This window comes from Alcanivorax sp. P2S70 (assembly GCF_000475295.1).
In the GTDB taxonomy this organism is placed as follows: Bacteria; Pseudomonadota; Gammaproteobacteria; order Pseudomonadales; family Alcanivoracaceae; genus Alcanivorax; species Alcanivorax profundi.
On record NZ_AXBZ01000056.1, the window covers coordinates 29575 to 53995 of the forward strand.

The following is a 24421-nucleotide window of genomic DNA, read 5'->3' on the forward strand; positions in this document are numbered from 1 at the left end:
CGTGGCACGCCTGTTTTTTGATCACAACCTGATCGCAACAACGTGTGCCGGCCGCCCTGCGGCCTGTGTCATAAACCCAATTTCGACCTCAGAATTCAAGATAGGAGCAGGACCTTGGCTAATTCACCGCAAGCACGCAAGCGTGCGCGTCAGGCGGAAAAGCGCCGTCAGCACAACGCAGCGATGCGCTCCATGGTGCGCACATACCTGAAAAAGGTGAACGCGGCTATTGCGTCCGGCGACCAAGGTGCCGCCCAGGAAGCTTACACCCAAGCGGTATCCGTGCTGGACAAAGCCACCCGCAAGGGCAAGTTTCACCCCAACAAGGCCGCTCGCCACAAGAGCCGCCTGAACACCAAGATCAAGGCCATGGCTGCCTGATCGAACGTGTTCCGTTGGACATAAAAAAACCGGCCTCGCGCCGGTTTTTTTATGGTCGCAAGTCAGACCGCATCAAACACCACCATATTGTCCCGGTGGATCAATTCTTCTTCGTTCATGTAACCCAGCACATCCGCGATCTCCGCACTCTTCTTGCGACAGATCCGACGCGCATCTGCCGCATCGTAATTCACCAGACCGCAGGCAATCCGCTCACCCTGCTCGGTCTCGCAGGCCACCATCTCGCCACGGGAGAACTGGCCAAACACATCCACCACTCCCACCGGCAGCAAACTTGAGCCCCCCTCACGAACACGCCTGACCGCACCCGCATCCAGCACCACCCGACCACGCATCTGCAGATGCCCGGCCAGCCACTGCTTGCGGGCATTCATCGGGGAGGTGTCCGGCAACAAGGTGGTGCCGGGGCCCCGCCCCTCTGCCAACTCAACCAACACCTCCGGGCTGCGACCCGAGGCAATCGTGGTAAACGCCCCGGAACGGGCCGCCAGTTTGGCAGCACGGACTTTCGTCGCCATGCCACCACGCCCCAGCAGACCACCGCCACCCGCCACTCGCTCAATGGCCGGGTCCGACGCCTGCGCCTCCCGAATCAGACCCGCATCGGGGTTGCTACGCGGATCAGCATCGAACAGACCCTCCTGGTCAGTCAGGATCATCAGACGATCCGCCTCCACCAGGTTCGCCACCAGGGCAGCCAGCGTGTCGTTGTCACCGAAACGGATTTCGTCGGTCACCACGGTGTCGTTTTCATTCACCACCGGCACCACACCAAACCCCAGCAGGGTTAGCAACGTGGAACGGCCATTCAGGTAGCGTTTGCGATCAGAAAGATCATCGTGGGTCAGCAGCACCTGGGCGGTGTGCAGATTATGCCGCTGAAAACAGGACTCCCAGGCTTGCACCAGCCCCATCTGCCCGACAGCAGCGGCCGCCTGCAGCTCGTGCACGGAATCCGGGCGCCTCGCCCAGCCAAGACGGGTCATCCCCTCGGCCACTGCGCCAGAGGAAACGATCACCACCTCAATACCGCGCTGACGCAGCATTACCATGCGATCCACCCAGGATTGCATCAGCGCCACATCGAGCCCTTTGCCATCATTGGTCAACAGGGCACTGCCGATCTTGATAACCCAACGTTGGCGATCTGCCACCTTCGCTCCTTACAAGTTCCGTAGGGCGGAAATTGGCGCCAGCCAATCTCCGCCTGCCAAGCGGTAACGGCAGAGATGGGCACTGCCCATTTCCGCCCTACATTACGGCTCGTAGATGATTTCCACGTCGTGATCGTCATCATCGTCGTCATCCCGGTCATTGTCCCGGGCGCGCCGCGCTTCCGCCTTGAGCTCCTGCACCTTTTCACGAGCCTCTTCTTCCAGGCGATGACGAAGATCCTGCTGAGCCGCAGCATACTCAGGATCTTCCTGCTCCAGGCGACGACGATCTTCAATGGCATTCATCAGGGCATAAACCAGCTCTTCGCAACCAACGCCTGCCGCCGCAGAAATGCCGTAAACCGGCCCCTGCCAGCCCAGCTCCTCCACAATGGCATCGATTTTGGCTTGAGCTTCGTCATCCGCCAGCAAATCAATCTTGTTAAACACCAGCCAGCGTTCCTGCTCCGCCAGCGCCGGCGAGAACTGATCCAGCTCATCCGCGATGGCATCAATATGGTCTGCCGGATCACCGCCATCCATGGGCGCAATATCCACCACATGCAGCAACAAACGGGTTCGCGCCAGATGCTTGAGGAAACGAATCCCCAACCCGGCCCCTTCTGCCGCCCCTTCGATCAGCCCTGGAATGTCTGCCACCACAAAGCTGCGATGACGGTCCGCCTTGACGACACCCAGATTCGGCACCAGCGTGGTAAAGGGATAGTCCGCCACCTTGGGCTTGGCGGCAGAAATGGACCGAATCAGAGTGCTCTTGCCCGCGTTGGGCATCCCCAGCAAGCCGACATCCGCCAATACCTTGAGCTCCAGGCGTAAACGACGGGATTCGCCCGGCTTGCCCTTGGTGGTCTTGCGGGGAGCCTGATTGGTACTGCTCTTGAAATGGATGTTGCCCAGACCGCCACGCCCTGCGCTGGCGATCATCACCGGCTTTTGCGGGTCGGTCAGGTCGGCCAGCACTTCATCGGTATCCACATCGATCACGGTGGTGCCGACCGGCACCAACAGCGTCACGTCATCCGCGGATTTTCCGGTCATCTGCCGCCCCTTGCCGGGCTCACCATTTCGCGCCTTGAAAATGCGTTCGTAACGGTAATCCACCAGGGTATTGAGATTGCTGTCGGCCTGAAAATACACGCTGCCGCCAGCACCGCCATCACCGCCATCCGGGCCGCCAAACTCCACATACTTTTCGCGTCGGAAACTCAGGCAGCCATCACCGCCCTTTCCGGCATGGACTTCAATAGTGGCTTCGTCGACAAATTGCATGGGAACAGACTCTCTTTCAGAACGGTGCCATTCTACGGCAATGCATTCATTTTGGGGACAGATACGGCCAGGCAAAGCCCCGGCCGCAAATACAAAAAAACCCCGCGGGCGAAGCCTCGCGGGGTTTTTTCTGATCCGTAAGGATCAGGCCACAGGCTCGATCACCACATACTGGCGACTCAGCGGGCCTTTAACCTCGAACTTTACACGACCTGTTTCAGTGGCAAAGATGGTGTGGTCTTTACCCATGCCGGCATTCACACCAGCGTGAAACTTGGTGCCACGCTGACGAACAATAATTTCGCCTGCATTTACCAGCTGGCCGCCGAAACGCTTAACGCCAAGGCGCTTACTCTGCGAATCGCGACCGTTACGAGTACTACCACCGGCTTTTTTATGCGCCATGATCTAAATCCTCTTGAATGTGTGTCTAAGGATCAGCCCTGGATCCCGGTGATTTTCACCGCAGTGTACCACTGACGGTGACCCTGCTGCTTGCGGTGGTGCTTGCGACGACGGAACTTGATGATCTTCACTTTCTTGTGACGACCCTGCTCCAGCACCTCGGCAGTAACCTTGGCACCATCCACAACCGGCTGACCGACTTTTACGTCGTCGCCGTTAGCAACCAGCAGCACCTGGTCGAAATCCACGGATTCGCCAGTTGCCACTTCAATTTTCTCGATGCGAACAACATCGCCTTCTTCAACGCGATACTGCTTGCCACCGGTTTTGATTACTGCGTACATCGTTTGTGCTCCAGCACGACTCCACTCAGGCGGGCAACAACACCCTGTTCGGGCGATCACCACTTGCGGGCCAGGCAGAGGGTTAAATCGGGCCGCGAAGTTTACGGCAATCCACCACCTCATGCAATGCCTTAACCGTGTTTGCCGACGCACATTGCCAAGATGTTTCCTGCAGTCACGCCAGCTTGACACCCAACACTGACAATAAACCGGAATTCATTGACTGGCGGCCCCTCGCTGTTAGCATTGCCCGCTGTTGCGCCACCATCACTCGCCCGGACTCAAGTACATGGATTTCAAGGCTATTTATGCCGCGGTCGAACAGGATTTTGCCGCTGTAGACACCTTTATCACTCACCATCTGGACTCCGGCGTCCCCCTGATCCGCGAAGTCGGCGACTATATTGTCCAGTCTGGCGGCAAGCGCTTGCGTCCGCTGGTTGCCATCCTCTGCGCCCGTGCTGGTGGCTACCGCGGTGACCGGCATGTGGACGTGGCAGCCATCATCGAGTTCCTGCATACCGCCACCCTGCTCCACGACGATGTGGTCGATGAGTCCAACCTGCGCCGAGGCCGCCCCACCGTCAACGCCGTTTGGGGCAACGCCGCCAGTGTGCTGGTGGGTGACTTCCTGATCTCACGCGCCCTGCAACTGATGGTCGCCCTGCGCCATCCTCGTCTGCTGGACATCTTCTCCCTGAGCACCAACACCATCTCTGAAGGTGAAGTCCTGCAGCTGATCAACGTGCGTGACCCCAACACCACCGAACAGAACTACATGCGCGTCATTCACCACAAGACCGCAAAGATGTTCGAATCTGCAGCCGAAACCGGCGCTGTGCTGGCCGCCGACGACAACACTGACTTTACCGAAGCATTTGCCACCTATGGCCGCCATCTCGGTATTGCCTTCCAGTTGATTGACGACGTGCTGGACTATCAGGGGGATGCCAGCGAGCTGGGTAAAAATGTGGGGGACGATCTGGCCGAGGGTAAGCCTACCTTGCCGCTGATCTATACCATTGCCAACGGCTCCGATAGCCAGGCCGCCCTGATCAAGGATGCCATTCGCAGCGGCGGACTCGATCACCTGGAGGAGATTGTGGAAACTGTTCGGGCCAGTGGCGGTCTGCAATATACAGTGGACAAGGCCGCAGAACATACTCGCCTTGCCCTGGACGCCATTGCCGAGGTGCCGGCCTCCCCTTACAAGGAGTCGCTCACCACTCTGGCCCAGGAATCCCTGAACCGCACTTTCTGAATCACCGGCCCCGACAAGGAGACACCATGCTTAGAGCCGTCTTGCTTCTTACCCTCAGTGCCGCCTTTGCCGGCTGCGCCTTGAGCCCGCAGTCCATTGATGTGCAACCTGTGGCGGACGTGGAAGCCGCCAACATCGGCCAGAACAAGCCGGTACTGGTGTATGCCGTGGATTCCCGTGATCAACTCGCCTTCGGCACCCGCGGTGGCGTCTACAAAGAAACCTCGCTGGTGCAGCCGGCCAATGACGTTAAAACCGCCGTGGAAGAAGCCGTTCGAAAAGGACTGCAAACCCAGGGTTTCAACGCCTTTAACCCCGGCGAAGACGCGACGCGGCTGGAAGTTCGCCTTGAGCAGCTGGACTACGTACCGGAAGAAGGCTCCGTGGTGAACAGCGTCACCCTGACCCTGACGCTTGAGGGCGTCGCCAGCCGTGGCGAGATCACCCATACCGGCACTTACCGCAGCAGCGTCAAGCATGACCTGCCTCTTACACCCTCAGCAAAACGCAACGGCGAAATGGTAAACGCCATTCTCAGCGGCGCAATTACCCGCATGCTGAACGATCCTGAAATGCAGGCCTTCCTCGTCGGGAACGACACCCCCTGATGACCCACCGCGTGGTAATCCACTACTGCAGCCAGTGTAACTGGCTGCTGCGTAGTGCCTGGTATGCTCAGGAACTGCTAGGTACCTTCGCGGAGGAACTGGGCGAAGTCACACTTCAGCCCGGCACCGGAGGCGCATTCTGGATAGACGCAGATGAGCAGCGCATCTGGGAGCGCAAAAGAGATGCGGGCTTCCCCGATATCAGCGAGCTCAAGCGGCGGGTCAGGGATGTAGTCTGCCCTGACCGCTCGCTGGGCCACCACGACCGTTAGCCCTTGCTAGCCACGATTCAACCAGCGAATACCCGAGCTTGCGCTTGCCCCGTGAAGCATCACACTCAGCCATACCGTCACCACCACCAGCTGACTGACAAGCTCAACCCCTTCGCCCTGCCCGTGCTGCTCCAGAAAAACCAGCCCCAACACAATAGACGCCAGCCCCCTGGGGCCAAACCAACCCATGAACAAGCGCTGCCGCATAGTTAACGCCGTGCCGGCCAATGCCAGCAACACCGGCCCTATGCGAATCAGGGTCAGGCTCAACAAGCCATAGGCCACATACCGCCACTCCAGGCTCTGGAGGGCAGTTAACGCGATCAGCCCAAACAGGAAAAATACGGAATGGCTGAGCCATTCACCCAGCAGCCCGTAAAAGCGGTCCTCCCGGCTGGCCGGACGAAAACGCCACTGCAACGCCAGACCGGCGACAAACGCCGCAATAAACATGCTGGCTTCAACCATTTCCGACACCAACAGCGCCATGATCGGCAGCGACAGGATCGCCATTTGTTCACCATCTTCCGCCAGCCAGCCAAGGCGCGAAAAACTCGCCAGCAGCAACCCTCCAACACCCCCGACCAGAAGACCAATGACTGCGCCATAGCCCAATTGCTCGATGATGTACTCGAGCAACATTCCACTGGCCTCAAAGCCCTGCATTCCCGTCAGGGCAATAAAGAACAACAGGAAAGGAACACTTAAGCCATCGTTTAGGCCCGCCTCTACATTGAGAGACTCGCGCACTCTTTCCGGCACCGCAGGACTGTTCACGATCACCTGCCCGAGGCCCGCATCCGTGGGGGCCAGGATGGCGCCAACAATCGCTGCATACCAAAGCCCCAGCGAAGGAAACAACCACCAGGCAAACACCCCGCCGAGCACGATGGTGAGCAGCATTCCGGTCGTCAACAATCGCACCGACAGCATTCCATCACGGCGAAGCTCTCGTAAATTGGTATGACTGGCATCCGTGAATAACAACAGCACCAACGTCAGCTCAGCCACAGTTAGAAACGCCTGCCCCCCCGATTCCATTACCAACCCCGGGGTTAGAAGAAACGCGACAAGCATGCCCGCCAGGGTGAACAACATTGGGGCGGTCAGGTAACCACCCTCAAGGCGTCTCGACACCAAGCCGTAGACGAACACCAACGCCACAAAAATTCCGATCAGCAACATTCCACAGCCCCTTCCCTGCTAGTCATTTTCCGGTCGAACACATACCTCAGGGCATTCGTCCCCGTCGGCCAGCGTCACCGTCAAGACCATGGGCCGACAGCAAACCTGACAATCCTCAACATACTCCTGCTCGGGAATAGAGGTATCGACCAGAGTCTCAATATGCTCCCAGCAACACGGACACTGTACCCGCACCGAAACCAAACCTGGCATCACACCCCCACATCCAACCCGGCCAGCCAATCAGGACACTGGCCGTCAGGCCAGGGGACTGGTGCCCCCTGCCCCCAGACCGGCCCCGGCCAACAGGGATCCCCCTCAAAACGGGCGATAATATGAATGTGGAGCTGCGGAACCATGTTGCCCAACGCGCCGACATTGATCTTGTCGGCACCAGTGACACGCTCCAACTCCGTCGCCAACCCATTCACCTGTTGGAGCAGGGAAACCTGTTCCTCTGCTGGTAGATGGTGCCATTCACGCAGACCGTCACGCTTGGGCACCACAATCAACCAGGCAAAACGCTGATCATTCATCCAGCGCAGCCAGCACAGCTCGGTCTCCCCCAGAGCACGGGTATCCGCCGCCAGGCGGGGGTGAAGCGTTGCCATTGAAAACTCCAGAAAGTGGCCAGATGCCCTGTACACGTCACGCAGGGCACAACTCGAGGTTACTGACGATAATCGGATGGACTACGCTGGGTCCAGCGGCGAAAGGCACGGGCAAAGTTGGAGGCATCCGAATAGCCAAGAGACATGGCTATCTCGTCCACAGTGCGATCAGATTGGGTGAGAAACTCTACCGCCAACCCTTTGCGCAGACCGTCGAGAATTTCCTGATAACTGGTCCCAAGCTGCTGCAACTTGCGCTTGAGGGTTCGCGATGACATGTGCAACTCACTGGCCACTTCTTCCACGCCGGGAAACCGCCCCCCACCCGCCAGAATAATACGACGCACCTGCCCCAGCAGTGCCGGCGGCGCCTTGATCGAGGCCATTTCCTGCTCGCACTGATCCGCCGCCATGCGTGCCAAACGGGGATCTGCAAACTGCAGGGTGTAGTCCAATCTTTCCACCGGAAACCGCATCTGGTTATAGGCACAATCAAAATAAACCGGCACCGGCATCAACGGCCGCATCCGCTCGAAATAGTCCGGCTCGGGATAGGAAAAGCGCAGCTCGCCAATAACCTCCATACCCGGCAATAGCTTCTGCCCCATGAAATGAAAACTGGAGAACAGGCTCTCCATCGTCATGGGGGCGAGGCCTCCCAGCGCCAACAGCTCATTAACTTGCAGAACCGCCATATCACCATCCTGGAAGGTTTCCAGCTGGACCATGGTGCTGCGGGTACGAAAGTACTTCACGGCCAACTCGAGAGCTTCGCCCAGGGTCGCACTGCTCATGGCCGCGTAACCCAGAAATCCATGGGAAGACAGGGTCATTGAGGCTCCCAGCTCCCAACCCAGCCAGGGCTCTTGTGTGAAATTGATGGCCCGCAACGCCACCCGCTCAAAATCCTGGGCAGTAATGCGCGCCTTGGGATCACGCCAACACCCCGCCTCGATAGCCGTCCCGGCCAATACCTGCTCGGTATCCACCCCACGGCGCGCCAGTACGTCCAGCATCAGCGACAGATACTCAGCGGAAACGGAATACTCCGCCGGGTCCATTTTCAGAATTGTCATGATTATTACTCTGCTACGGCCGTCCATGGCCCCAAATGACCGAAAAACAAACCATATCCTGACCAATCGGCGCTGACAAGTGACCGAGGGATACTTGTCAGCCTGCTCTGCAGCCAACGTCATTGCGATTTAACCAAGCGCTTGCTAGGTTGTCGCCATATTTGTACAACTGGAGAGCCACATGACCCTTTCCCTGAAAGGCAAAACCCTGTTTATCACCGGTGCGAGCCGCGGCATCGGCAAGGCGATCGCATTGAAGGCTGCTGCAGACGGCGCCAACGTTGCCCTGTTTGCCAAAACCACCGAGCCCCACCCCAAACTGCCCGGCACCATTTACACCGCAGCCGAAGAAGTTCGCGATGCCGGCGGCACCCCACTGGTGTGCGTGGGTGATATTCGTCATGAAGAGCAGCTCAAGGCCGCGATTGACCAAACGGTGAAGGCCTTTGGCGGCATCGACATTCTGGTCAACAATGCCAGCGCCATTGCCCTCACCGGTACGGAGGCCACCAGCATGAAGTCCTACGATCTGATGCACCAGATCAACAGCCGTGGCACATTCATGGCCAGCAAGCTGTGCCTGCCTCACCTCCAGCAGTCCGATAACCCGCATATCCTGAATCTGGCGCCACCACTCAACATGGCACCGCACTGGTTCGGCCGGCATGTGGCTTACACCATGGCTAAATACGGGATGAGTTTGTGCGTACTCGGTATGGCAGACGAATTCAAAGGCAAGGTGGCAGTCAACGCACTATGGCCGAAGACCGTCATCAACACCGCTGCCGTGCAAAACCAGCTTGGCGGCGTCCCAGCCGTTCAAGCCGCCCGCCAGCCTTCCATCATGGCCGATGCCGCTTACGCCATCCTGACACGGCCTGTCGCCGAAGCCTCCGGCCGCTTCTTTATTGATGAAGAGATCCTGCGTGACAGCGGCGTGAGTGATTTCAGCCTTTATCGAGTGGACCCGAGCCTGGAAGACGACCAACTACTCCCCGATTTCTTCCTGGATTAAGTGGCAGCCCCGCCCCGCGGGGTTACCAAAATTGTCACTTGCTGCCGAGACTCGCCGCCAAAATGTGATCATTCGCACGGCAACACTTTTAACCCCATGAAATATAACAATAAAATTTATTTCACAAGACTGGCACAGTTCTCGCTTTTATCCCTGCAGGCAAACACAGGGACTCTGTGCCATGAGCAAGATTCTGAAATTGAACACACTGCGACCAGAGCAGGCACTGGATAATCTGAATCGGGTAACCGGGCTGGATTTTGATAGCTGGCCGGAATCGCTGGTTAACCACGCAGAGACACAGAACGCACAGGACAGTGCATCGGCTAACAATGGGACAACCCAAAAGGTCGCCCCGACAATTGCCTGCCTGCCGGAACAGACCCGCCGGCAGGGATAGCAAGCAGAAAATCTAGTAGTTGGAAATCAGCTTGTCCGAACTCTTGAGTGCAGCGCCGCGGCGCTGCATAAACAGCTCTTCAACCACGTGGGTCATGCCTGGGTCACTCAAGCGCAAGGAAATCTGCACCTGCTCCACGTCCGCGGAAAGCTTCAAGCGAATGGATCCGGATAGCAACGCACTACCTTCCCCGCCAACGTCAGCAGTATCGACTACCACCGCTTTTTCAGATTTGCTATCGATGTAGCGAACCACCAGCTGTACCTGGCCCGCAGCACCAGCCACCCTGACCCAGGACGCCACATTGAATTCCGCTTCCCATTGGCGCGCCTTGGCAGGACGCCCATCCGCCCAAATTCGGCCAGGCACCTTGGCAATGAATTTCTCTATCATTCCGCTCTCTCTAAACCGGTACAGTCTTTCTTGCCAGTGTACGCATGCGAATAAATGGCGACCACGTATGACTTGGCGTACTGACATTGATGGATATCACACCTTGGAAGTTCCCTGCCATTACCCCCATGTACAATTGTCAGACAGAAAATGCCACCAGGATAGCTCACGGGTCTTAATCTCATCCTCGTGCAGTCCACACACTGACTGCAACCAAATTTTCTTTTACACCGGACAATGCAAGGAATTAACCCCATGGGCGAGCTGAAAGATCTGCGCGAACAAAGCGAATCTCTGGTAAATCGTGCCAAGGACCTGGGCAACAAGCTGTACCTGGCTGGCCTCGGCGCTTACGACAAAGCTGAAGAGAACTCCGAAGACCTGCTGAACAAGTATGTAGAAGCAGGCTCTGCTGCCTACGGTGAAGATGCGGAAGGCAAACCGAAAGCCCTGCTGGCCGGTCGTGGCGCTCTGCAAGCGGCCCGTGAACTGCTCGACAGCGCACCGGAAAAGCGCCAGGCCCTGTATGAGAAACTGATCGAAGCAGGCAAGAAAGAGCGTGGCGAAAAAGCCGACGCAACCAACGAATTCGTGCTGGCCGGCCTGGGCGCTGTTGCCACCGCACGTGAAGAAGGCGAGAAACTGTTCAACGATCTGGTTTCTGCCGGACAGAAACGTAGCTGATTCTGTTTCCTTATATCTGTTGTTACTCTCCTTTTAGGGGCCTGATTTGGCCCCTTTCTTTTGCCTGACAACTTGCCAGCCTTCCGAAATAACCGCCTTCTGGCCTCTTTTCCCCCTGTACAGCCCGTGATGGCCGGTCTACCGTTGAAGCATAATGCCGACAACACACGCTACTGCTTACGCGAGGGACCATGGCTGACCAGCCCCGCCGTAAAAAACGCCCCACCTCCACGACCGGCCGCCTGTTCCGCCTTGCCGGCATGACCACCTCGGTAGCCACACGTGTAGCAGGACATCAGGTCAAAGGCCTGTTTCAGTCCGATGCCGCCAAGGCCGCAGACCGGGAAAAGCTGATGCAGCACATCGGCAAGGAAGTGGCCGCCACCCTGGGAGAGATGAAAGGGGCGGTCATGAAAGTGGGCCAGATCGCGTCCCAGATGCAGGACATCCTGCCCCGGGAGATCAGCGAACAACTCAAGGTGTTGCAAAACGCTTCCGCCCCCATGCCATTCCATGTCATCCGTCGTCAGCTGGAAAAGGAGCTCGGAGACACGATCGACAGCCTCTTCTCCCGCTTCGAAGAAACGCCCTTTGCGGCTGCCTCCATTGGCCAGGTCCACCACGCCACCACCCATGAGGGTGACGAAGTGGTGGTCAAGGTGCAGTACCCCGCCGTCAAGGAATCCATCGACTCGGACATGAAGCACCTGCGACGCATTCTGCGCCTTGGCAGCTTGCTGAAGGTCGATGAAGCCGCCCTGGACGGTGTTTTTCAGGAAATTCGTAACCAGCTCCATGAAGAACTGGACTACTGTCAGGAAGCCGCCAATCTGGATGAGTTTCGGCAACGCCATGCAGACCAGCCGTGGCTGGTGATCCCACGCGTATACAGGGAGCTATCCAGCGAGCGAGTGCTCACTCTGAGCCGCGAAGACGGCATCGCGCTGGACGACGTCAACAACCGCAACGGCTTTGACCAGGACACCCGCAACCTGCTGGGCGAGCGACTGTTTGATGCCATTGGCCAGCAGATCTTTGAATTCCGCGCCGTGCACTGCGATCCCCACCCCGGCAATTTTGCCTTTCGCCCGGACGGCACCATCGTGATGTATGACTTTGGCGCAGTGAAGCGCCTGCCCTCACAGGATGCGCAACTGCTCCGCGACATCGTGACCAGCGCCATAAAGGAAGAATGGGAAACCCTGGATCAGCAACTGCAGAGACTTGGCGCCCGCAAACACGACAGCGACGTAAGCGGCGACTTCTACGCCACCTGGATCGAGCTCCTGCTGCGTGCCTTTTCGCGGGAACCCTTCGACTTTGCCCGCTCCCAATTGCACACAGACATTCTTAAACAGGTAAAACGTACTTCACTGGAACAGATGATGAAATTCCAGCCCTCCCCGCGTAGTCTGCTGATAGAACGCGTGGTCAGCGGGCACTACTGGACATTGATGCATCTGGGCGTCGTTGCCGCCTTCCGGCCCAACCTGGAGCGAGCACTGCAGAGTGACCCTCGCCCCGAACACTGAGACAAGCAAAAAGAAAGCCCCGCAGTGCGGGGCTTTTCTTGCAAGAGGGTTGGCTCAACGCCGGATTAGAAGGCGGAGCGCAGACCCACACTGATACCGGAAATCTCTTCTTCATCGGTATCGACGTAGCGCATGTATTCCAGATTCGCACCAAAGGTGTCAGTAAAGTTGAAATCCAGGCCAGCACCGTAGGATTCATCCTCAAAGGTCTCGGTGTCGCTGTAGGAATAGTTCACGCCAGCAATATCGCCATTTGCAGATACCTTGCCTTTGACCTTGGTATAACCACCAATGATGTAAGGGCGCAGGTTTTCACCAATGGGTGCACCCAGCTTCAGGTAACCCCCGTAGAGGTGATCCATTTCAAAGTCGACAATACCCTGGCTGTCTTCATCAACGCCGACACCACCACGGGCTTCCAGTGCCAGAAAATCGGTAAACTCAAAACCGGCATTCACGGTAGCAGCATCAATCTTGAGCGTATCGGAATCAAACTCTTCGTTGTCGTACTGAATCTGACTGTAGTTACCGCCAATGTAAGGCCCTGCGGCATAGGCCCCCTGAGCCGCCAACATGGAACAGGACAGCACTAAAACACCACGAATCATGACTTTCATTACGAGACTCCTTTTCCGTTAAGTCATGGTTTTCGAGACGTAATAGGTCGTACAGTTCCTGAAGATCCGGTAAATTCTGTAAAAACAGACTTTTCAGGATCCACATAACAGCGATAACAGGATCGGGAATGACAAAGGGACGCGTCTTGCTGGGCCTGGCACTGCTGGTGCCGCTACTGCTGCTGACTTCGCTTGGCCACACTGTCACCCTTAACGGGGGACAAGATCGCTATGAAGCTGCCGACGGGATGCACTGGCTATCCGACCCCCGCCATAGCCATACCCCCGAATCCGCACTCACCGCGCTCAAGAATGGCAACGGCACGCAGCTCCACGGGGACTACCCCGCTCTGGGCTTTCAGCAGGGATTCCAGTGGTTTCTCGTATCGCTGGAAAACCAGACACCACTGCCGTTTTGGTTTCTGCGTATGGGACGGCCGCATTTGGATTACCTTGATCTCTACCTCTTTGATGAGCATGGCACAGCCCTGGACCATCAGCGCCTGGGTGATCGCGTGCCTTTCAGTCTACGGGAATTCCCGCATTATCATTTGGTGACCTTGCTAACGCTTCCAGAAAACAGTCAACGTTTCCTGCTGCTTCGCGCTCAAGGCGACAATGTAATTGAAATGCCATTAACACTTAGCGCACCAGCAGCCTTCAATCAGCAAGACAACCAACTTTCCATTTTTTACGGGCTCTATTACGGCGCCATTATCGCCATGTGCCTGTTTAACTTGTTGCTGTTTTTCTCCATACGGGACAGCAGCTACCTCTTATACGTGCTTTACCTTGGGACTTTCGGGCTTAACTTGTTCACTCGCGAGGGCCTGGGTTATCAATGGCTGTGGCCAGACGCCACCCTCTGGAATCACTACTCCCTCCCAATACTGAACCTGCTTACCCTGGCCTTTTCCCTGCTGTTTACCACACTGTTTCTTGACCTGAAAAGTCGCGCCCCACGAATCCATCGCGGCATCACCATCATCGCCTGGGCACTGATCCTCCTGTCCCCCTTTACGCTACTGAATTTTCACATTGCGATTCAGATCTCTACCGCCATCGTTTTTCCCTGGCCACTGATCGCAGCAGCTCTTGCGGTTTGGCTGATCCTCCAGGGCTACAGCCCGGCCCGCTATTTCCTGCTGGCTTTTCTGGCCGTGGCGACTGCCACACTATTGTATGTACTTAAGTCGTTTCAGTTACTTGAAGGCGGCTGGCTACTGGAAAACGCCATGCAACTTGGCACCTTCCTTGAGGCTGTCTTGCTGTCATTTGCCCTCGCACACAGAATGACTGTGCTGAAGAGCGAAAATGCCAGGATTCAACGTGAAGCCAATGAGGCTCTCGAAAAGCGCGTTGAAGAGCGCACCCGGGAGCTGAACACCGCCCTGAGCGCTCGCAGTGAATTTCTTGCCGTTATGAGTCACGAAATTCGCACCCCTCTGAACGGCATCATCGGCACGGTGGACATGCTTAAAGGCACCCCCATGAACGAGGAGCAAAAGCACAATATCCATGTCATCGAACAATCAGGCAACAGCCTGCTGAACCTGATCAACGACATCCTCGATTATTCACGCATCGAAGCGGGCAAGATGCCTATCGAGCAAACCAGTTTTGCCCTCGACACGCTAATAGAGGACAGCATGGCACTGTTCCAGCACAAGGCGCGCGTGCACTCCAACCTACTTACTATCACCCTGGCAGACGACCTTGGAAGCTACTGCATGGGCGACCCCGTACGACTTCGCCAGATTCTGGTGAACCTGATTAGTAATGCCGTCAAGTTCACGGACAATGGCGAAATCAGCCTCTCGGCCCAAAGAGATAACCAGAACCGGGATTATGTCTACTTTGAAGTGCGCGACACCGGCATCGGCATTAGCCCGGAGCAACTCAACAATCTGTTTGACCATTTTCAGCAAGGCGACAGTTCCACCAGTCGCCGCTACGGCGGCACCGGTTTGGGGCTGGCCATTTGCCGACAACTGGTCGAGATTATGGGCGGGGAGATTGGGGTGCAAAGCCAGCGCGGGGAAGGATCACGCTTCTGGTTCCGACTCCCGCTGCCACAAACGCGGGAAGGTACTCAGCTATCCTCCTCCGACAACGCCGAGCCTTACACTTCGCATTCAGGTGGACGCCTGCTGATTGTCGATGACAATCACATCAATCTGATGGTAGCCGAGGGCCTATGTCGAAAGCTTGGGTTCACCACAGAGGTCGCCGAGAGTGGTATGGAGGCCATCGCAGTCCTGTTGTCGGCGACCGAACCATTCGACATTGTGCTAATGGATTGCGAAATGCCGGAAATGGACGGCTTTGAAACATCAAGATCCATACTCCGGCTTCAGAAAGAAAAGAGGCTACCCTCCACCCCGATTGTCGCCCTTACCGCGCACGCCGTACCCGACAAGATTCAAGCCTGTCATGACGCAGGAATGGTTGGCCACCTTGCCAAACCCATCAACATGGAGCGCCTGCGAAATACCTTAAGACAAATACTGCGTGATCCGGATATCCGGCTCACCAGCAAGCATTAATCCGACCGTTTAAGCGACAACAACAGACGATCCACCGCTCGCTCAAGATCATTCAGGTTGGCGCAACGGTGCGCCTCGCGACAATAGGGCAAGTAGCGGTCCATCACCGCGTCGCCACTGTTCCACTGTGAGCGGGCTTCGGGATTCAGCCACCATACCTGGCGCACCCTGCGGCGAATTTGCGCCAGGGTCTGCGCCCCTTCTGGCAGGGCATTATTCCGGGCATCGCCAAGAATAATCACTGTGGTATGCCGATCCAGCTGACGCTCGCAACGGCGCCAGAATGCCTCGAACATCTGGCCGTAATCGGTACCGCTGCCGGATAATCTGTCCAGCACCCGGCCAACCGCCACATCCGGGGAGTAACGACTGAAATCTTCCGTCACCTCATCAAACCGTGACGCAAAAGCAAAGCTACGTACCTGTGGCAACACATCGTTAAGCGCGTAAAGAAACTGGAGCAAAAAACGGGCGGGTTCGCTGACCGAACTGGAGACATCACAGATCACCATGATACGGCTCTTGCGCGGCGGCATTTGCTGCCAGTGAAGCTGCGCTGGCACACCGTCATGACGCAAACTGCCCGACAGCGTACGACGGCCATCCAGGCGACCGCGGCGACTGCGTTTGAGACGACGCTGGTGCAGGCTGGCGAGCCGCCGAGCCATCTTTCGCACCAGCGCCTGCACTTCCCGAAATTCACGAAGATCCCTGAACGCTACCGCGCGCATGGTCTGCTCACGCAACTCGCGACCATAGCCGGTGCCATGCAGCAAAAACTGGCGGCGCACCAAGCCGCTGGCCTGCTCACGCACCCGGCCACGCCACTCCCGCAACTGGTCCGCCTGGGCTTGCTGGGTCGCCGAGCCCTGACTTAGCTGGATAACCTGATCATCCACGGCTCCCATTCCCATGCTCATGAGCAGGCGCCGGGTGTAGAGTCCTTGCTGGGTGATCACCTGCATGTCGGTGAAATTCATGGCCGCCGCGGCTTCTGCCATGGTCTGACTCAACGCGTTGGCATCCGCATTGAGCAGGGACTGTATCTCGTCAGGCATCTGAGCCAGAAGATCCGCTGGCAGTATCGACGCGGCATCGCCGACAGAGTCACTTTCCCGGCCATCTGCTCCCTGCTCAGCGGTTTCGCCATCAAAGAAGCGACTGAAAGTGGTTTCAAACGCCAGCCGGTCCTGCTCCGCCTTAACCAGAGTCACAGACAGCGCATCATGGAACCGCGCACGCCCTTCATACCCCACCAGAGCCACCGCCTCCATGGCCTGAGAGGCTTCATCCGGTGAAATACGCAGCCCCGCACCGCGCAGGGCACGAATAAACTCCGATAGTCGACGAACCGGCATCAACGCTTCCCGAACTTGCGTAACCAGCCCGGCAACAACTCCCGTGCCAACGTCACATCCTGCTCGGTCTTCAGTACCAGATTCAGGGTATCGGCCACCAGCTCCTGCGACAGGCTGTCAGCATGCAACAGCACCAGCGCACGGGCCCAATCGAGGGTTTCCGAGATGGCCGGCAATTTCTTCATGTCCTGTTCGCGCAGGTACTGGATAAACGCCACCAGCTGATCACGCAGCTGGCCATCCAGCTCCGGCACCCGGGCTGAAACGATCTGCGACTCCAGCTCCGGGGCCGGATAGGGGATATAGAGGTGGAGGCAGCGGCGCTTGAGGGCGTCAGACAGTTCACGCTGATCATTACTGGTGAGGAGCACCAGTGGCTGATGCTTCGCTCTGACGGTACCCAGCTCAGGAATAGAAATCTGGAAATCCGATAACAGCTCCAGCAGGAATGCCTCGAATTCCTGATCCGCCTTGTCGATCTCGTCAATCAACAATACCGCCGGTTCGTCGCTGCGAAGCGCTTGCAACAAGGGACGAGGTTCAAGAAAGGTATCGCTGTAGAAGGCTTCACCGAGATCGCCCAGTCTTGCCATGCTGGCATCCAGACTGTCGGTATCCGCCAGCATGCTGCCCAGCTTGTCGCGCAATAACTGGGTGTACAGCAACTGCTTGCCATACTTCCACTCATACAGTGCGCGACTTTCATCCAGCCCTTCATAGCACTGCAAACGAATCAGCGGTGCCTCCAGAAAAGCCGACGCCGCCTTGGCCAGCTCAGTCTTGCCGACTCCGGGCGGCCCCTCCACCAGTACCGGCTTGTTCAGCTGCGCCGCCAGATAAATCGCCAGCGCCACCTGTTCGCTACAGATATACCCCTGCCCGGCAAAACTGCTGACAATGTCTTCTACGGATTCGATACGGGTTTTCATGCACGCTCCTGCCTGTACGAACCAAGCAGACTAGCGCAGATTAGCCGGAAAGGGCATGGCAGCGGGCGACAGGCCCGCTGCACAAAACGAAATGATCGAATTGGACAAAAAAAAGGGGGGGGTAAATCAATGCAGGGTAATGTTGTCCGCCAGCACCACAGGTGCAATGTCTTGAGGCTCATCCACGACCGGCTCCCCGTCCACACCGCTGACATCAAAACGGGCAGAACTCACCTCACCATCAATAAGGTCGGGGATCGCATCCAGAAACGCATCCACATGCTCGGATCCGAAATGAACCTCCAGGGAGTCCAGGCAACGCCATTGCTGCCAAACCATGATCACTCGGGGCTCATCCGCCTGCACATAGACCTCGTAGGCAAGACAGCCCTGTTCCTTGCGTGAGGCGCTGGCCAATTGCTGCACCAGCTCCAGCGCTTCAGGTTGCTGGTCGGACTTGATAGGAAACGAGCCTTTAACGATGATCATGCAGGTCTGCTTTGCCGGGAAAACGACCATTCTAGCACAATACCGCCCTGCTCGTCTGTCAGCCGCAGAAACGCACCGACTCGCCCAGCGGCACCCGGCCAACGCGGGTACGATTAGCGGCGATCTCCGGATCTTCATACCCAAAACTGATACCCAGCACGATCGCCGTGGACTCCGGAATCTCCAGCAGCTCACGGACATCATCCGGGTAGTAACGCATACTCCCCTGGGCACACGCCCCCAGTCCATGAGCGGTCATCGTCAGCAGCAAGGACTGAATATACATCCCCACATCCAGCGCCACCGTCACGCCGAACTGCTTCTCCATGCCGATAAACACGACATGAGGGGCATCAAATAACTGAAAATTGCGCAACTCGGCCCGCTGGCGCCCTTCCCGGTCTTCACGGGCGATCCCCATGCTGCCGTACAATTCCATCGCGCAATCGACCTGGCGCTGACGATAGACGCCGTCGAAACGGGGCAAGCTTTCATAATCCGGCGCAAACGGCACACCGCGACTGACCTTGTCCACCATGCGCTCACGCAAGGCATCCCGCACCTGGCCACTCGCTACCCACACCTGCCAAGGCTGAATATTGCAGTTGGAGGGTGCATGCTGAGCCAGAGAAAACACCGATTCCAGTACATCCTGAGGCACTGGCTTGTCGAGAAAACCGCGTACGGAACGACGCTGTTTGAGGGCATCAGCCAGGGACATGGAATCGGCATTCATAATGGGATACTCCGGTCAGGGTTTTAGCGGAGTCTAACGACCCAATGCACACAGGGCGATGACAGGAACGCTCAGGATCAGGGCAGGAAAAACCGGAATTCAGGAGGCCAGGCGCATGGCGCGGCAAATCTGGTCGATGACTGGCGCCGCCAGCTCCATGCGGCCATCACAACCACTGACACCAAGGCGGTCAGCACACACCGGACAAAGGACATTGAACATCAGCTCATCGCCCTGGCTACGGGCGGGGAGGACGGCCCAATTCTCGACACGCGCCTGCTGGCCGATACGATGATAGTAGTCCAGATCGATATCCCCACCAGGCTCATAATCGAAAGACGTGGGGCAGCGACTGCAGTTCAGCCACATGTCGTAGAGGGCCGCGGCATCGTATGGGTCCCTGGGATCAAACGCCATCACCACCTCCCTGTTGTGGCCAGCTGCTCGAAGATGCCCTTTTGTAGTGCAAAAATTGTCAAAAACCTACGAATCACGTCACAAACTACAAGGATATTGCTCTGCTGACACAAAGCTGACACCTACAAGCGGTATCCAGCGGCCATGGCCCGCCCTCCCAGCGCCATCATCTCCAGCTGCAAACAAGCATGCTCCGCCAACACCTTGCGGGCTGCAGCACCGGCATCCAGCATGGAGATGCCAGCGCCAAACATTATCGCGATGGCCGCTTCTGCTTCCTGCTCGGCGGGGACAGGATCGCCGCCCCGGGCGGCGACCGCCTGGCCCACATCATCCGCCAGCTCATCGACCAATAGCTGCAGCTCGCGCTGAATTCGCGATCGATAACGATCGTGGCTTCCCAGCCGCTGCTGCACCAACAAGCGAAAGTCATTGCCGTTCTCGTCCAGATAACGAACGAAGCGCTGAACCAGCTCTCTCACCGCCTGGGCCGGGCCAATCTCGATCATACTGCGGCGCTCGTACTCCATCGCCGAGCGCAACCGAAAACAACAGGAATCGATCAGCGCCAGCCCAAGCGCCTCCATATCGGGAAAATGGTTATAGAGTGACGTTGCCGCCAACTCGCTTTCTCGGGCAACTTCACGCAAGCCGAGACTATCCAGACCTCGCCCGCCTGCCATGAGCGAGCGTGCCGCCGTCAGAATTCGCTCGCGAGTTTGCCGTTTTTGTCGCTGTCGCGCCGTCTCAGCCATAACCGTACCACTAACAACTGTTAGTTTCATATTCCCATGAATACGGGTCAATTGGCAATAACAAGGCGATTACAAAATAAACTTTGACAAACACTTGTTAGGTGAAACAAAATCCAGCTTACAAATGTAAGGCAAGAAGTTTGGCACTTGCCGGATGGTCGGCGCACTATCGAACTGTGAGAATCGAACGCGCTACAACACAGACTGCCCATTGCAAACGGGCAGCAGGGAAGCAACAAGGGGTTATACATGAACTATTTCATTACCGGTGCCACAGGGTTTATTGGTCGTTTTCTGGTGGCCCGCCTGCTTAAACGCGACGACACCCGGGTGTTCGCGCTTGTCCGCTCAGGCTCGGAATACAAGCTTGACGCCCTGCGCCGCCGACTGGGGGCCAGTCCCGACCAACTGGTAGCCATTCATGGCGACATCAACGACAAGTTACTCGGCATCAGCAAACGCGATCAGGACGACCTGAAAGGCCAGATCGACCACTTCTTTCATCTGGCCGCCATTTACGATTTGACCGCCGATGAGAACACACAGCGTTACACCAACATCGAAGGCACCCGGCAGACCCTCAAGCTGGCCGAGAAACTGGAAGCCTCGTGTTTCCATCACGTCTCTTCCATTGCCGCCGCCGGACTATACGATGGCACCTTCACCGAAGACATGTTCGATGAAGCCACCGGTCTGGATGACCCGTACCTGCTGACCAAACATGAGTCCGAGGCACTGGTACGGCAGGAAAGCAAGCTCCCCTGGCGAATCTACCGTCCCTCCATGGTGGTGGGGCATTCTGAAACCGGCGAAATGGACAAGGTCGACGGCCCCTATTACCTGTTCAAACTGATACAGAAGCTCAAGGATGTGCTGCCCAACTGGATTCCGCTGGTGGGTGTCGAAGGCGGCAAGTTCAACATTGTGCCTGTAGATTTTGTCGCGGATGCACTCGACCACATCGCCCACCAGGAGCAGGGCGACGGCGAGTGTTTTCATCTCACCGCGGACCGCTCCTATTCGCTTGGCGAAATCATGGATGTGATTGCCGGCGCGGCGCAGGCGCCACGCTGGGCAGTCAAACTCGATAACAGCCTGTTCGATGTCGTACCCGGCATCGTCAAGAAGGGTGTCAGTGCCATGACGCCGAAAATGGTGGTCAACGCCGCACTGGAAAACCTGGATATCCCCCCGTCGGCAATGAAGTTTCTGACTTTCCCGACCGACTATGACAACCGCCGTAGCCGCAACGCCCTGGCAAATACCGGTATCGAGGCGCCGGAGCTGGAAACCTACATCCAGCAACTCTGGGACTTCTGGGAAAACCATCTGGATCCGGACCGCGGCGAGCGCAAGGATGAACTCCAGCCCCTGCCCACCCTGCCGGAACGAGTGGAAGGCAAGGTGGTCATGGTCACCGGTGCCACATCAGGTATCGGCAAGGCCACCGCCCTGAAGCTGGCACGGGCCGGCGCCACTGTACTGGTGGTCGCTCGTACCGCAGAAAAACTGGATGAAACCCTGCATGAGATTGACCAGCTTGGCGGAACGGCGCAGGCCTACAGCTGCGATGTCTCCGATCTCAACAGCGTGGATCAGCTGGTCCAACAGGTGATTGCCGACCACGGCCACGTGGATGTACTGGTCAACAATGCGGGCCGCTCTATCCGTCGTTCCGTGGTGCACTCCTTTGATCGCTTCCACGATTACGAACGTACCATGCAGCTCAATTATTTCGGCGCACTGCGGTTAATCATGCAACTGATGCCCGCCATGATTGAGCGCGGCGGCGGCCATGTGATCAATATCTCCAGCATCGGCGTACTGACCAATGCCCCCCGCTTTTCTGCCTACGTGGCATCCAAGGCGGCACTGGATGCCTTCACCCGCTGTGCATCCAGCGAGCTGGCGCACGAGGGGATTCGCTTTACGACGATCAATATGCCCCTGGTACGCACGCCGATGATTGCACCGACCAAGATCTACAACCACGTACCCACCATCAGCCCGACCCAGGCGGCCGACATGATCTGTGACGCCATTGTGCGCCAACCGAAACGCATTGCGACCAACCTGGGAATCATGGGCCAGGTCATGCATTTCCTTACCCCCAAGGTCACGGAAACGATCATGAACACCGGCTACAAACTCTTTTCGGATTCCGCCGCGGCGCTCGGCGGCAAGGAAGGCACACCGAAAAAGATCAGCCGGGAACAGGCCGCCTTCTCCCGCTTGTTCAAGGGGATTCACTGGTAACAACACTTACTGCGCAGGCACCAAAAGAAAAGGCCCCGACACGCGGGGCCTGAAATGTTCCGGAGACAACCGGAAGCATACGCAGCGGGACCATGTCCCGCAGCTATAGTCGCTAACCGCCACCACTCCTGCATTGATTCAGATCAGTTTCCCGCTACTTTCAGAGACGGTCTATTCTTACCCCGCGGCTCTCTCCAGCACCTGCTGCAAATCTGGTGGGGAATAGTCTGGCCCCTTGAGGACCTTGCCACGGTCATCTTTCACCGGTTTCCCATCGGCCCCCAACTTGCTCATGTTACTGCGATGCACTTCTTCACAGGTGGCGTTAAGGTCAATCCCGAAGGTATGACCCGCACCATAGGTCACGTAGTTGATATCCGTCAGCGCATCGGCCACTTCCACAAGATCGACATTGAAGTCGGTCAGCAACTCAAGCTGCTCCCGGGCACGCGACAGGGTATCCAGGAAGGCACGCTGGGCAGCAGAGGGCTGCTGGCAAGTGGCATCCGCCAGCTCATGAAACTCTTCCAGCAGCAACGCCAGACGCAACCGGATAGTTCGATCATCCGGCACGACAGGCCGAGACTCTACAGGCAGGGAAAAGGCCTGATGGAACTCACCCACTCGGTCAAAATTACTGCTATCGGCCACCCTCAACCTCCTCAAGAAACGCCAGAATTTCCCGGTTTACTTCCGCCGCCTGCTCCATTTGAATCCAGTGACCACACTGATCGATCAGCACGGTACGCAGATCCGGGACATAATCCGGCATGCGCTGCAGCGCCTTCTGTCCGAACTGGATGACCGGGTCCTGCATTCCCCCAAGGAATAAAGTGGGCACCGGGATTTCCCAGTTGTCATCATCCCGCTCTTCTTCCCATGAGAGGTCCATCGCCCGGTACCAATTGATCGGCCCGGTAAAACCGCTGTGCTCGAAACGCTCAACGTAATAGGCGAGATCTTCGTCGCGCATCCATCGCGGCTGCTCCTCCGGTTCTGGCATACCCTGCAAGAAGGCCGTGTTATCCGGCGCCGGACGATAGTCCTGGATACCCTCTGAAGAGAGACTGTGGAACACCAGCTTCAGGCTGCGCGTCACATCCTGTTCCAGCTCCGCTTCAGGCACCGCCGGTTGCTGAAAATAGAGCATGTAGAAGAACCCGTCCCTGAACAGCTTGTGCATGGCCACGGTTGGCGCCACCGGGGCGGGACCTCCATAGGGAACAGACATGCCGACGAGCGCATTGATACGCTTTGGGTATCGTCTTGCCACCTGCCAGGCCAGCCCACATCCCCAGTCATGGGCTACCAGGATGGCACTGTCATAACCCAGGGCATCGATCAGGCCGATGACGTCTTCGACCAGCTGGCTGTTACGGTAGGCAGCCACGTCTTTGGGGCCACCGGTATAGCCATAACCACGCAGATCCGGGGCCACGGCGTAGTAACCCGACTGAGCGAGCACCGGCAGTTGATAGCGCCAGGAAGCCCAGCACTCCGGAAACCCGTGCAGGCACAACACCAGTGGCTTACCGGGCTCACCCGCTTCTGCCACAAAGAATTCAAGGCCGTTGGCGGCCACCTTTCGCTCCTGCGTAAATGCCATACTCTCTTCCTAATCTGAGCCCAGTTCAAAAACCGTCAGACGGCTACTTACCCGCCCCGACGAAAATGCTATTGTTAGCA

28 protein-coding genes are annotated in these 24421 nt (G+C 57.3%); 10 read left to right on the plus strand and 18 right to left on the minus strand.

Features of this window, described 5'->3' with window-relative positions:
- Positions 1-114: 114 nt before the first annotated feature.
- Positions 115-381, plus strand: a complete 267-nt coding sequence (gene rpsT / locus Q672_RS31030; RefSeq protein WP_022986431.1) for a 30S ribosomal protein S20 — start codon at positions 115-117, stop codon at positions 379-381.
- Between the two features lie 62 nt (positions 382-443).
- On the opposite strand, the gene proB is transcribed toward rpsT, so the two are convergent.
- The 4 genes from proB to rplU all read right to left on the minus strand — a co-directional run bounded on the left by proB (position 444) and on the right by rplU (position 3595).
- On the minus strand, positions 444-1556 hold the full coding sequence (proB, locus tag Q672_RS31035; protein ID WP_022986432.1) for a glutamate 5-kinase: 1113 nt from the start codon (positions 1554-1556) through the stop codon (positions 444-446).
- Between the two features lie 102 nt (positions 1557-1658).
- On the minus strand, positions 1659-2846 hold the full coding sequence (cgtA, locus tag Q672_RS31040; protein WP_022986433.1) for an Obg family GTPase CgtA: 1188 nt from the start codon (positions 2844-2846) through the stop codon (positions 1659-1661).
- A 144-nt stretch (positions 2847-2990) separates the two neighbouring features.
- On the minus strand, positions 2991-3251 hold the full coding sequence (gene rpmA, locus Q672_RS31045; RefSeq protein WP_022986434.1) for a 50S ribosomal protein L27: 261 nt from the start codon (positions 3249-3251) through the stop codon (positions 2991-2993).
- 32 nt (positions 3252-3283) lie between these two features.
- Positions 3284-3595, minus strand: coding sequence for a 50S ribosomal protein L21 (rplU, locus tag Q672_RS31050; protein ID WP_022986435.1), 312 nt, complete (start codon positions 3593-3595; stop codon positions 3284-3286).
- Between the two features lie 289 nt (positions 3596-3884).
- On the opposite strand from rplU, the gene Q672_RS31055 reads away from it, so the two are divergent.
- From Q672_RS31055 to Q672_RS31065, 3 genes are read left to right on the plus strand one after another with little or no spacing between them, the layout of a single operon-like run.
- Positions 3885-4856: a polyprenyl synthetase family protein gene (locus Q672_RS31055; protein WP_022986436.1), complete on the plus strand. Its 972-nt coding sequence runs from the start codon at positions 3885-3887 to the stop codon at positions 4854-4856.
- A 26-nt stretch (positions 4857-4882) separates the two neighbouring features.
- Entirely contained in the window at positions 4883-5464 is a 582-nt protein-coding gene (locus Q672_RS31060; RefSeq protein ID WP_022986437.1) for a YajG family lipoprotein, read from the plus strand.
- Positions 5464-5736 (plus strand): SelT/SelW/SelH family protein, encoded by a 273-nt coding sequence (locus tag Q672_RS31065; protein ID WP_022986438.1) that lies wholly within the window; start codon positions 5464-5466, stop codon positions 5734-5736. Before Q672_RS31060 ends, Q672_RS31065 begins: the two co-directional genes overlap by 1 nt.
- A 6-nt stretch (positions 5737-5742) precedes the next feature.
- Here the strand turns inward: Q672_RS31065 and Q672_RS31070 are convergent, their stop codons facing one another.
- From Q672_RS31070 to Q672_RS31080, 4 genes are read right to left on the minus strand one after another with little or no spacing between them, the layout of a single operon-like run.
- Positions 5743-6921, minus strand: a complete 1179-nt coding sequence (locus tag Q672_RS31070) for a cation:proton antiporter (RefSeq protein ID WP_022986439.1) — start codon at positions 6919-6921, stop codon at positions 5743-5745.
- An 18-nt stretch (positions 6922-6939) separates the two neighbouring features.
- Positions 6940-7134 (minus strand): CPXCG motif-containing cysteine-rich protein, encoded by a 195-nt coding sequence (locus Q672_RS34050; RefSeq protein WP_081703694.1) that lies wholly within the window; start codon positions 7132-7134, stop codon positions 6940-6942.
- Entirely contained in the window at positions 7134-7532 is a 399-nt protein-coding gene (locus Q672_RS31075; RefSeq protein ID WP_022986440.1) for an HIT domain-containing protein, read from the minus strand. The genes Q672_RS34050 and Q672_RS31075 overlap by 1 nt, the downstream gene beginning before the upstream one ends.
- Positions 7533-7591: 59 nt before the next feature.
- Positions 7592-8608 (minus strand): AraC family transcriptional regulator, encoded by a 1017-nt coding sequence (locus tag Q672_RS31080; protein ID WP_022986441.1) that lies wholly within the window; start codon positions 8606-8608, stop codon positions 7592-7594.
- Positions 8609-8789: 181 nt separating this feature from the next.
- Here Q672_RS31080 and Q672_RS31085 point away from each other — a divergent pair, with 181 nt between their 5' ends.
- Positions 8790-9623 carry an SDR family oxidoreductase gene (locus Q672_RS31085; RefSeq protein ID WP_022986442.1) on the plus strand — a complete coding sequence of 278 codons (834 nt, stop codon included), beginning with the start codon at positions 8790-8792 and terminating at the stop codon, positions 9621-9623.
- A 181-nt stretch (positions 9624-9804) separates the two neighbouring features.
- Positions 9805-10023 (plus strand): hypothetical protein, encoded by a 219-nt coding sequence (locus tag Q672_RS31090; protein ID WP_022986443.1) that lies wholly within the window; start codon positions 9805-9807, stop codon positions 10021-10023.
- A 12-nt stretch (positions 10024-10035) separates the two neighbouring features.
- Here Q672_RS31090 and Q672_RS31095 read toward each other — a convergent pair whose 3' ends face one another.
- Positions 10036-10416: a hypothetical protein gene (locus Q672_RS31095; RefSeq protein ID WP_022986444.1), complete on the minus strand. Its 381-nt coding sequence runs from the start codon at positions 10414-10416 to the stop codon at positions 10036-10038.
- A 255-nt stretch (positions 10417-10671) separates the two neighbouring features.
- Between Q672_RS31095 and Q672_RS31100 the strand changes: the two genes are divergently transcribed.
- Positions 10672-11100 (plus strand): phasin family protein, encoded by a 429-nt coding sequence (locus Q672_RS31100; RefSeq protein WP_022986445.1) that lies wholly within the window; start codon positions 10672-10674, stop codon positions 11098-11100.
- Between the two features lie 191 nt (positions 11101-11291).
- The gene (locus tag Q672_RS31105) at positions 11292-12632 is read left to right on the plus strand and encodes an ABC1 kinase family protein (RefSeq protein WP_022986446.1); all 1341 of its coding nucleotides are present in this window, start codon (positions 11292-11294) and stop codon (positions 12630-12632) included.
- 65 nt (positions 12633-12697) lie between these two features.
- On the opposite strand, the gene Q672_RS31110 is transcribed toward Q672_RS31105, so the two are convergent.
- Entirely contained in the window at positions 12698-13249 is a 552-nt protein-coding gene (locus Q672_RS31110) for a porin family protein (protein WP_022986447.1), read from the minus strand.
- A gap of 128 nt (positions 13250-13377) precedes the next feature.
- On the opposite strand from Q672_RS31110, the gene Q672_RS31115 reads away from it, so the two are divergent.
- A complete protein-coding gene (locus tag Q672_RS31115) occupies positions 13378-15795 on the plus strand; it encodes a hybrid sensor histidine kinase/response regulator (RefSeq protein ID WP_022986448.1) in 2418 nt (805 codons plus the stop codon).
- Here Q672_RS31115 and Q672_RS31120 read toward each other — a convergent pair.
- The 6 genes from Q672_RS31120 to Q672_RS31145 all read right to left on the minus strand — a co-directional run bounded on the left by Q672_RS31120 (position 15792) and on the right by Q672_RS31145 (position 20479).
- Positions 15792-17153 (minus strand): VWA domain-containing protein, encoded by a 1362-nt coding sequence (locus tag Q672_RS31120; RefSeq protein WP_022986449.1) that lies wholly within the window; start codon positions 17151-17153, stop codon positions 15792-15794. The genes Q672_RS31115 and Q672_RS31120 overlap by 4 nt on opposite strands.
- Positions 17153-18082, minus strand: a complete 930-nt coding sequence (locus Q672_RS31125; RefSeq protein WP_022986450.1) for an AAA family ATPase — start codon at positions 18080-18082, stop codon at positions 17153-17155. Before Q672_RS31125 ends, Q672_RS31120 begins: the two co-directional genes overlap by 1 nt.
- 126 nt (positions 18083-18208) lie before the next feature.
- Positions 18209-18571: a putative quinol monooxygenase gene (locus tag Q672_RS31130; protein WP_022986451.1), complete on the minus strand. Its 363-nt coding sequence runs from the start codon at positions 18569-18571 to the stop codon at positions 18209-18211.
- Positions 18572-18629: 58 nt separating this feature from the next.
- Positions 18630-19307: a nitroreductase gene (locus Q672_RS31135; RefSeq protein WP_022986452.1), complete on the minus strand. Its 678-nt coding sequence runs from the start codon at positions 19305-19307 to the stop codon at positions 18630-18632.
- 99 nt (positions 19308-19406) lie between these two features.
- Positions 19407-19724, minus strand: a complete 318-nt coding sequence (locus tag Q672_RS31140; RefSeq protein WP_022986453.1) for a hypothetical protein — start codon at positions 19722-19724, stop codon at positions 19407-19409.
- A 122-nt stretch (positions 19725-19846) separates the two neighbouring features.
- Complete coding sequence (locus tag Q672_RS31145; RefSeq protein ID WP_031226955.1) at positions 19847-20479, minus strand: TetR family transcriptional regulator; 633 nt, start codon at positions 20477-20479, stop codon at positions 19847-19849.
- A gap of 249 nt (positions 20480-20728) precedes the next feature.
- On the opposite strand from Q672_RS31145, the gene Q672_RS31150 reads away from it, so the two are divergent.
- Complete coding sequence (locus Q672_RS31150; protein ID WP_022986455.1) at positions 20729-22735, plus strand: SDR family oxidoreductase; 2007 nt, start codon at positions 20729-20731, stop codon at positions 22733-22735.
- Positions 22736-22912: 177 nt separating this feature from the next.
- On the opposite strand, the gene Q672_RS31155 is transcribed toward Q672_RS31150, so the two are convergent.
- Both Q672_RS31155 and Q672_RS31160 read right to left on the minus strand, forming a co-directional pair.
- Complete coding sequence (locus tag Q672_RS31155) at positions 22913-23386, minus strand: nucleoside triphosphate pyrophosphohydrolase family protein (RefSeq protein WP_022986456.1); 474 nt, start codon at positions 23384-23386, stop codon at positions 22913-22915.
- Entirely contained in the window at positions 23376-24341 is a 966-nt protein-coding gene (locus Q672_RS31160) for an alpha/beta fold hydrolase (RefSeq protein ID WP_022986457.1), read from the minus strand. The genes Q672_RS31155 and Q672_RS31160 overlap by 11 nt, the downstream gene beginning before the upstream one ends.
- Positions 24342-24421: the final 80 nt, after the last annotated feature.

Coding starts and splice junctions, on each gene's coding strand:
- cgtA (WP_022986433.1), bottom strand. CDS start 2,846: ATGCAATTTGTCGACGAAGCCACTATTGAAGTCCATGCCGGAAAGGGC.
- rpmA (WP_022986434.1), bottom strand. CDS start 3,251: ATGGCGCATAAAAAAGCCGGTGGTAGTACTCGTAACGGTCGCGATTCG.
- rplU (WP_022986435.1), bottom strand. CDS start 3,595: ATGTACGCAGTAATCAAAACCGGTGGCAAGCAGTATCGCGTTGAAGAA.
- Q672_RS31055 (WP_022986436.1), top strand. CDS start 3,885: ATGGATTTCAAGGCTATTTATGCCGCGGTCGAACAGGATTTTGCCGCT.
- Q672_RS31060 (WP_022986437.1), top strand. CDS start 4,883: ATGCTTAGAGCCGTCTTGCTTCTTACCCTCAGTGCCGCCTTTGCCGGC.
- Q672_RS31065 (WP_022986438.1), top strand. CDS start 5,464: ATGACCCACCGCGTGGTAATCCACTACTGCAGCCAGTGTAACTGGCTG.
- Q672_RS31070 (WP_022986439.1), bottom strand. CDS start 6,921: ATGTTGCTGATCGGAATTTTTGTGGCGTTGGTGTTCGTCTACGGCTTG.
- Q672_RS34050 (WP_081703694.1), bottom strand. CDS start 7,134: ATGCCAGGTTTGGTTTCGGTGCGGGTACAGTGTCCGTGTTGCTGGGAG.
- Q672_RS31075 (WP_022986440.1), bottom strand. CDS start 7,532: ATGGCAACGCTTCACCCCCGCCTGGCGGCGGATACCCGTGCTCTGGGG.
- Q672_RS31080 (WP_022986441.1), bottom strand. CDS start 8,608: ATGACAATTCTGAAAATGGACCCGGCGGAGTATTCCGTTTCCGCTGAG.
- Q672_RS31085 (WP_022986442.1), top strand. CDS start 8,790: ATGACCCTTTCCCTGAAAGGCAAAACCCTGTTTATCACCGGTGCGAGC.
- Q672_RS31090 (WP_022986443.1), top strand. CDS start 9,805: ATGAGCAAGATTCTGAAATTGAACACACTGCGACCAGAGCAGGCACTG.
- Q672_RS31095 (WP_022986444.1), bottom strand. CDS start 10,416: ATGATAGAGAAATTCATTGCCAAGGTGCCTGGCCGAATTTGGGCGGAT.
- Q672_RS31100 (WP_022986445.1), top strand. CDS start 10,672: ATGGGCGAGCTGAAAGATCTGCGCGAACAAAGCGAATCTCTGGTAAAT.
- Q672_RS31105 (WP_022986446.1), top strand. CDS start 11,292: ATGGCTGACCAGCCCCGCCGTAAAAAACGCCCCACCTCCACGACCGGC.
- Q672_RS31110 (WP_022986447.1), bottom strand. CDS start 13,249: ATGAAAGTCATGATTCGTGGTGTTTTAGTGCTGTCCTGTTCCATGTTG.
- Q672_RS31115 (WP_022986448.1), top strand. CDS start 13,378: ATGACAAAGGGACGCGTCTTGCTGGGCCTGGCACTGCTGGTGCCGCTA.
- Q672_RS31120 (WP_022986449.1), bottom strand. CDS start 17,153: ATGCCGGTTCGTCGACTATCGGAGTTTATTCGTGCCCTGCGCGGTGCG.
- Q672_RS31125 (WP_022986450.1), bottom strand. CDS start 18,082: ATGAAAACCCGTATCGAATCCGTAGAAGACATTGTCAGCAGTTTTGCC.
- Q672_RS31130 (WP_022986451.1), bottom strand. CDS start 18,571: ATGATCATCGTTAAAGGCTCGTTTCCTATCAAGTCCGACCAGCAACCT.
- Q672_RS31135 (WP_022986452.1), bottom strand. CDS start 19,307: ATGAATGCCGATTCCATGTCCCTGGCTGATGCCCTCAAACAGCGTCGT.
- Q672_RS31140 (WP_022986453.1), bottom strand. CDS start 19,724: ATGGCGTTTGATCCCAGGGACCCATACGATGCCGCGGCCCTCTACGAC.
- Q672_RS31145 (WP_031226955.1), bottom strand. CDS start 20,479: ATGGCTGAGACGGCGCGACAGCGACAAAAACGGCAAACTCGCGAGCGA.
- Q672_RS31150 (WP_022986455.1), top strand. CDS start 20,729: ATGAACTATTTCATTACCGGTGCCACAGGGTTTATTGGTCGTTTTCTG.
- Q672_RS31160 (WP_022986457.1), bottom strand. CDS start 24,341: ATGGCATTTACGCAGGAGCGAAAGGTGGCCGCCAACGGCCTTGAATTC.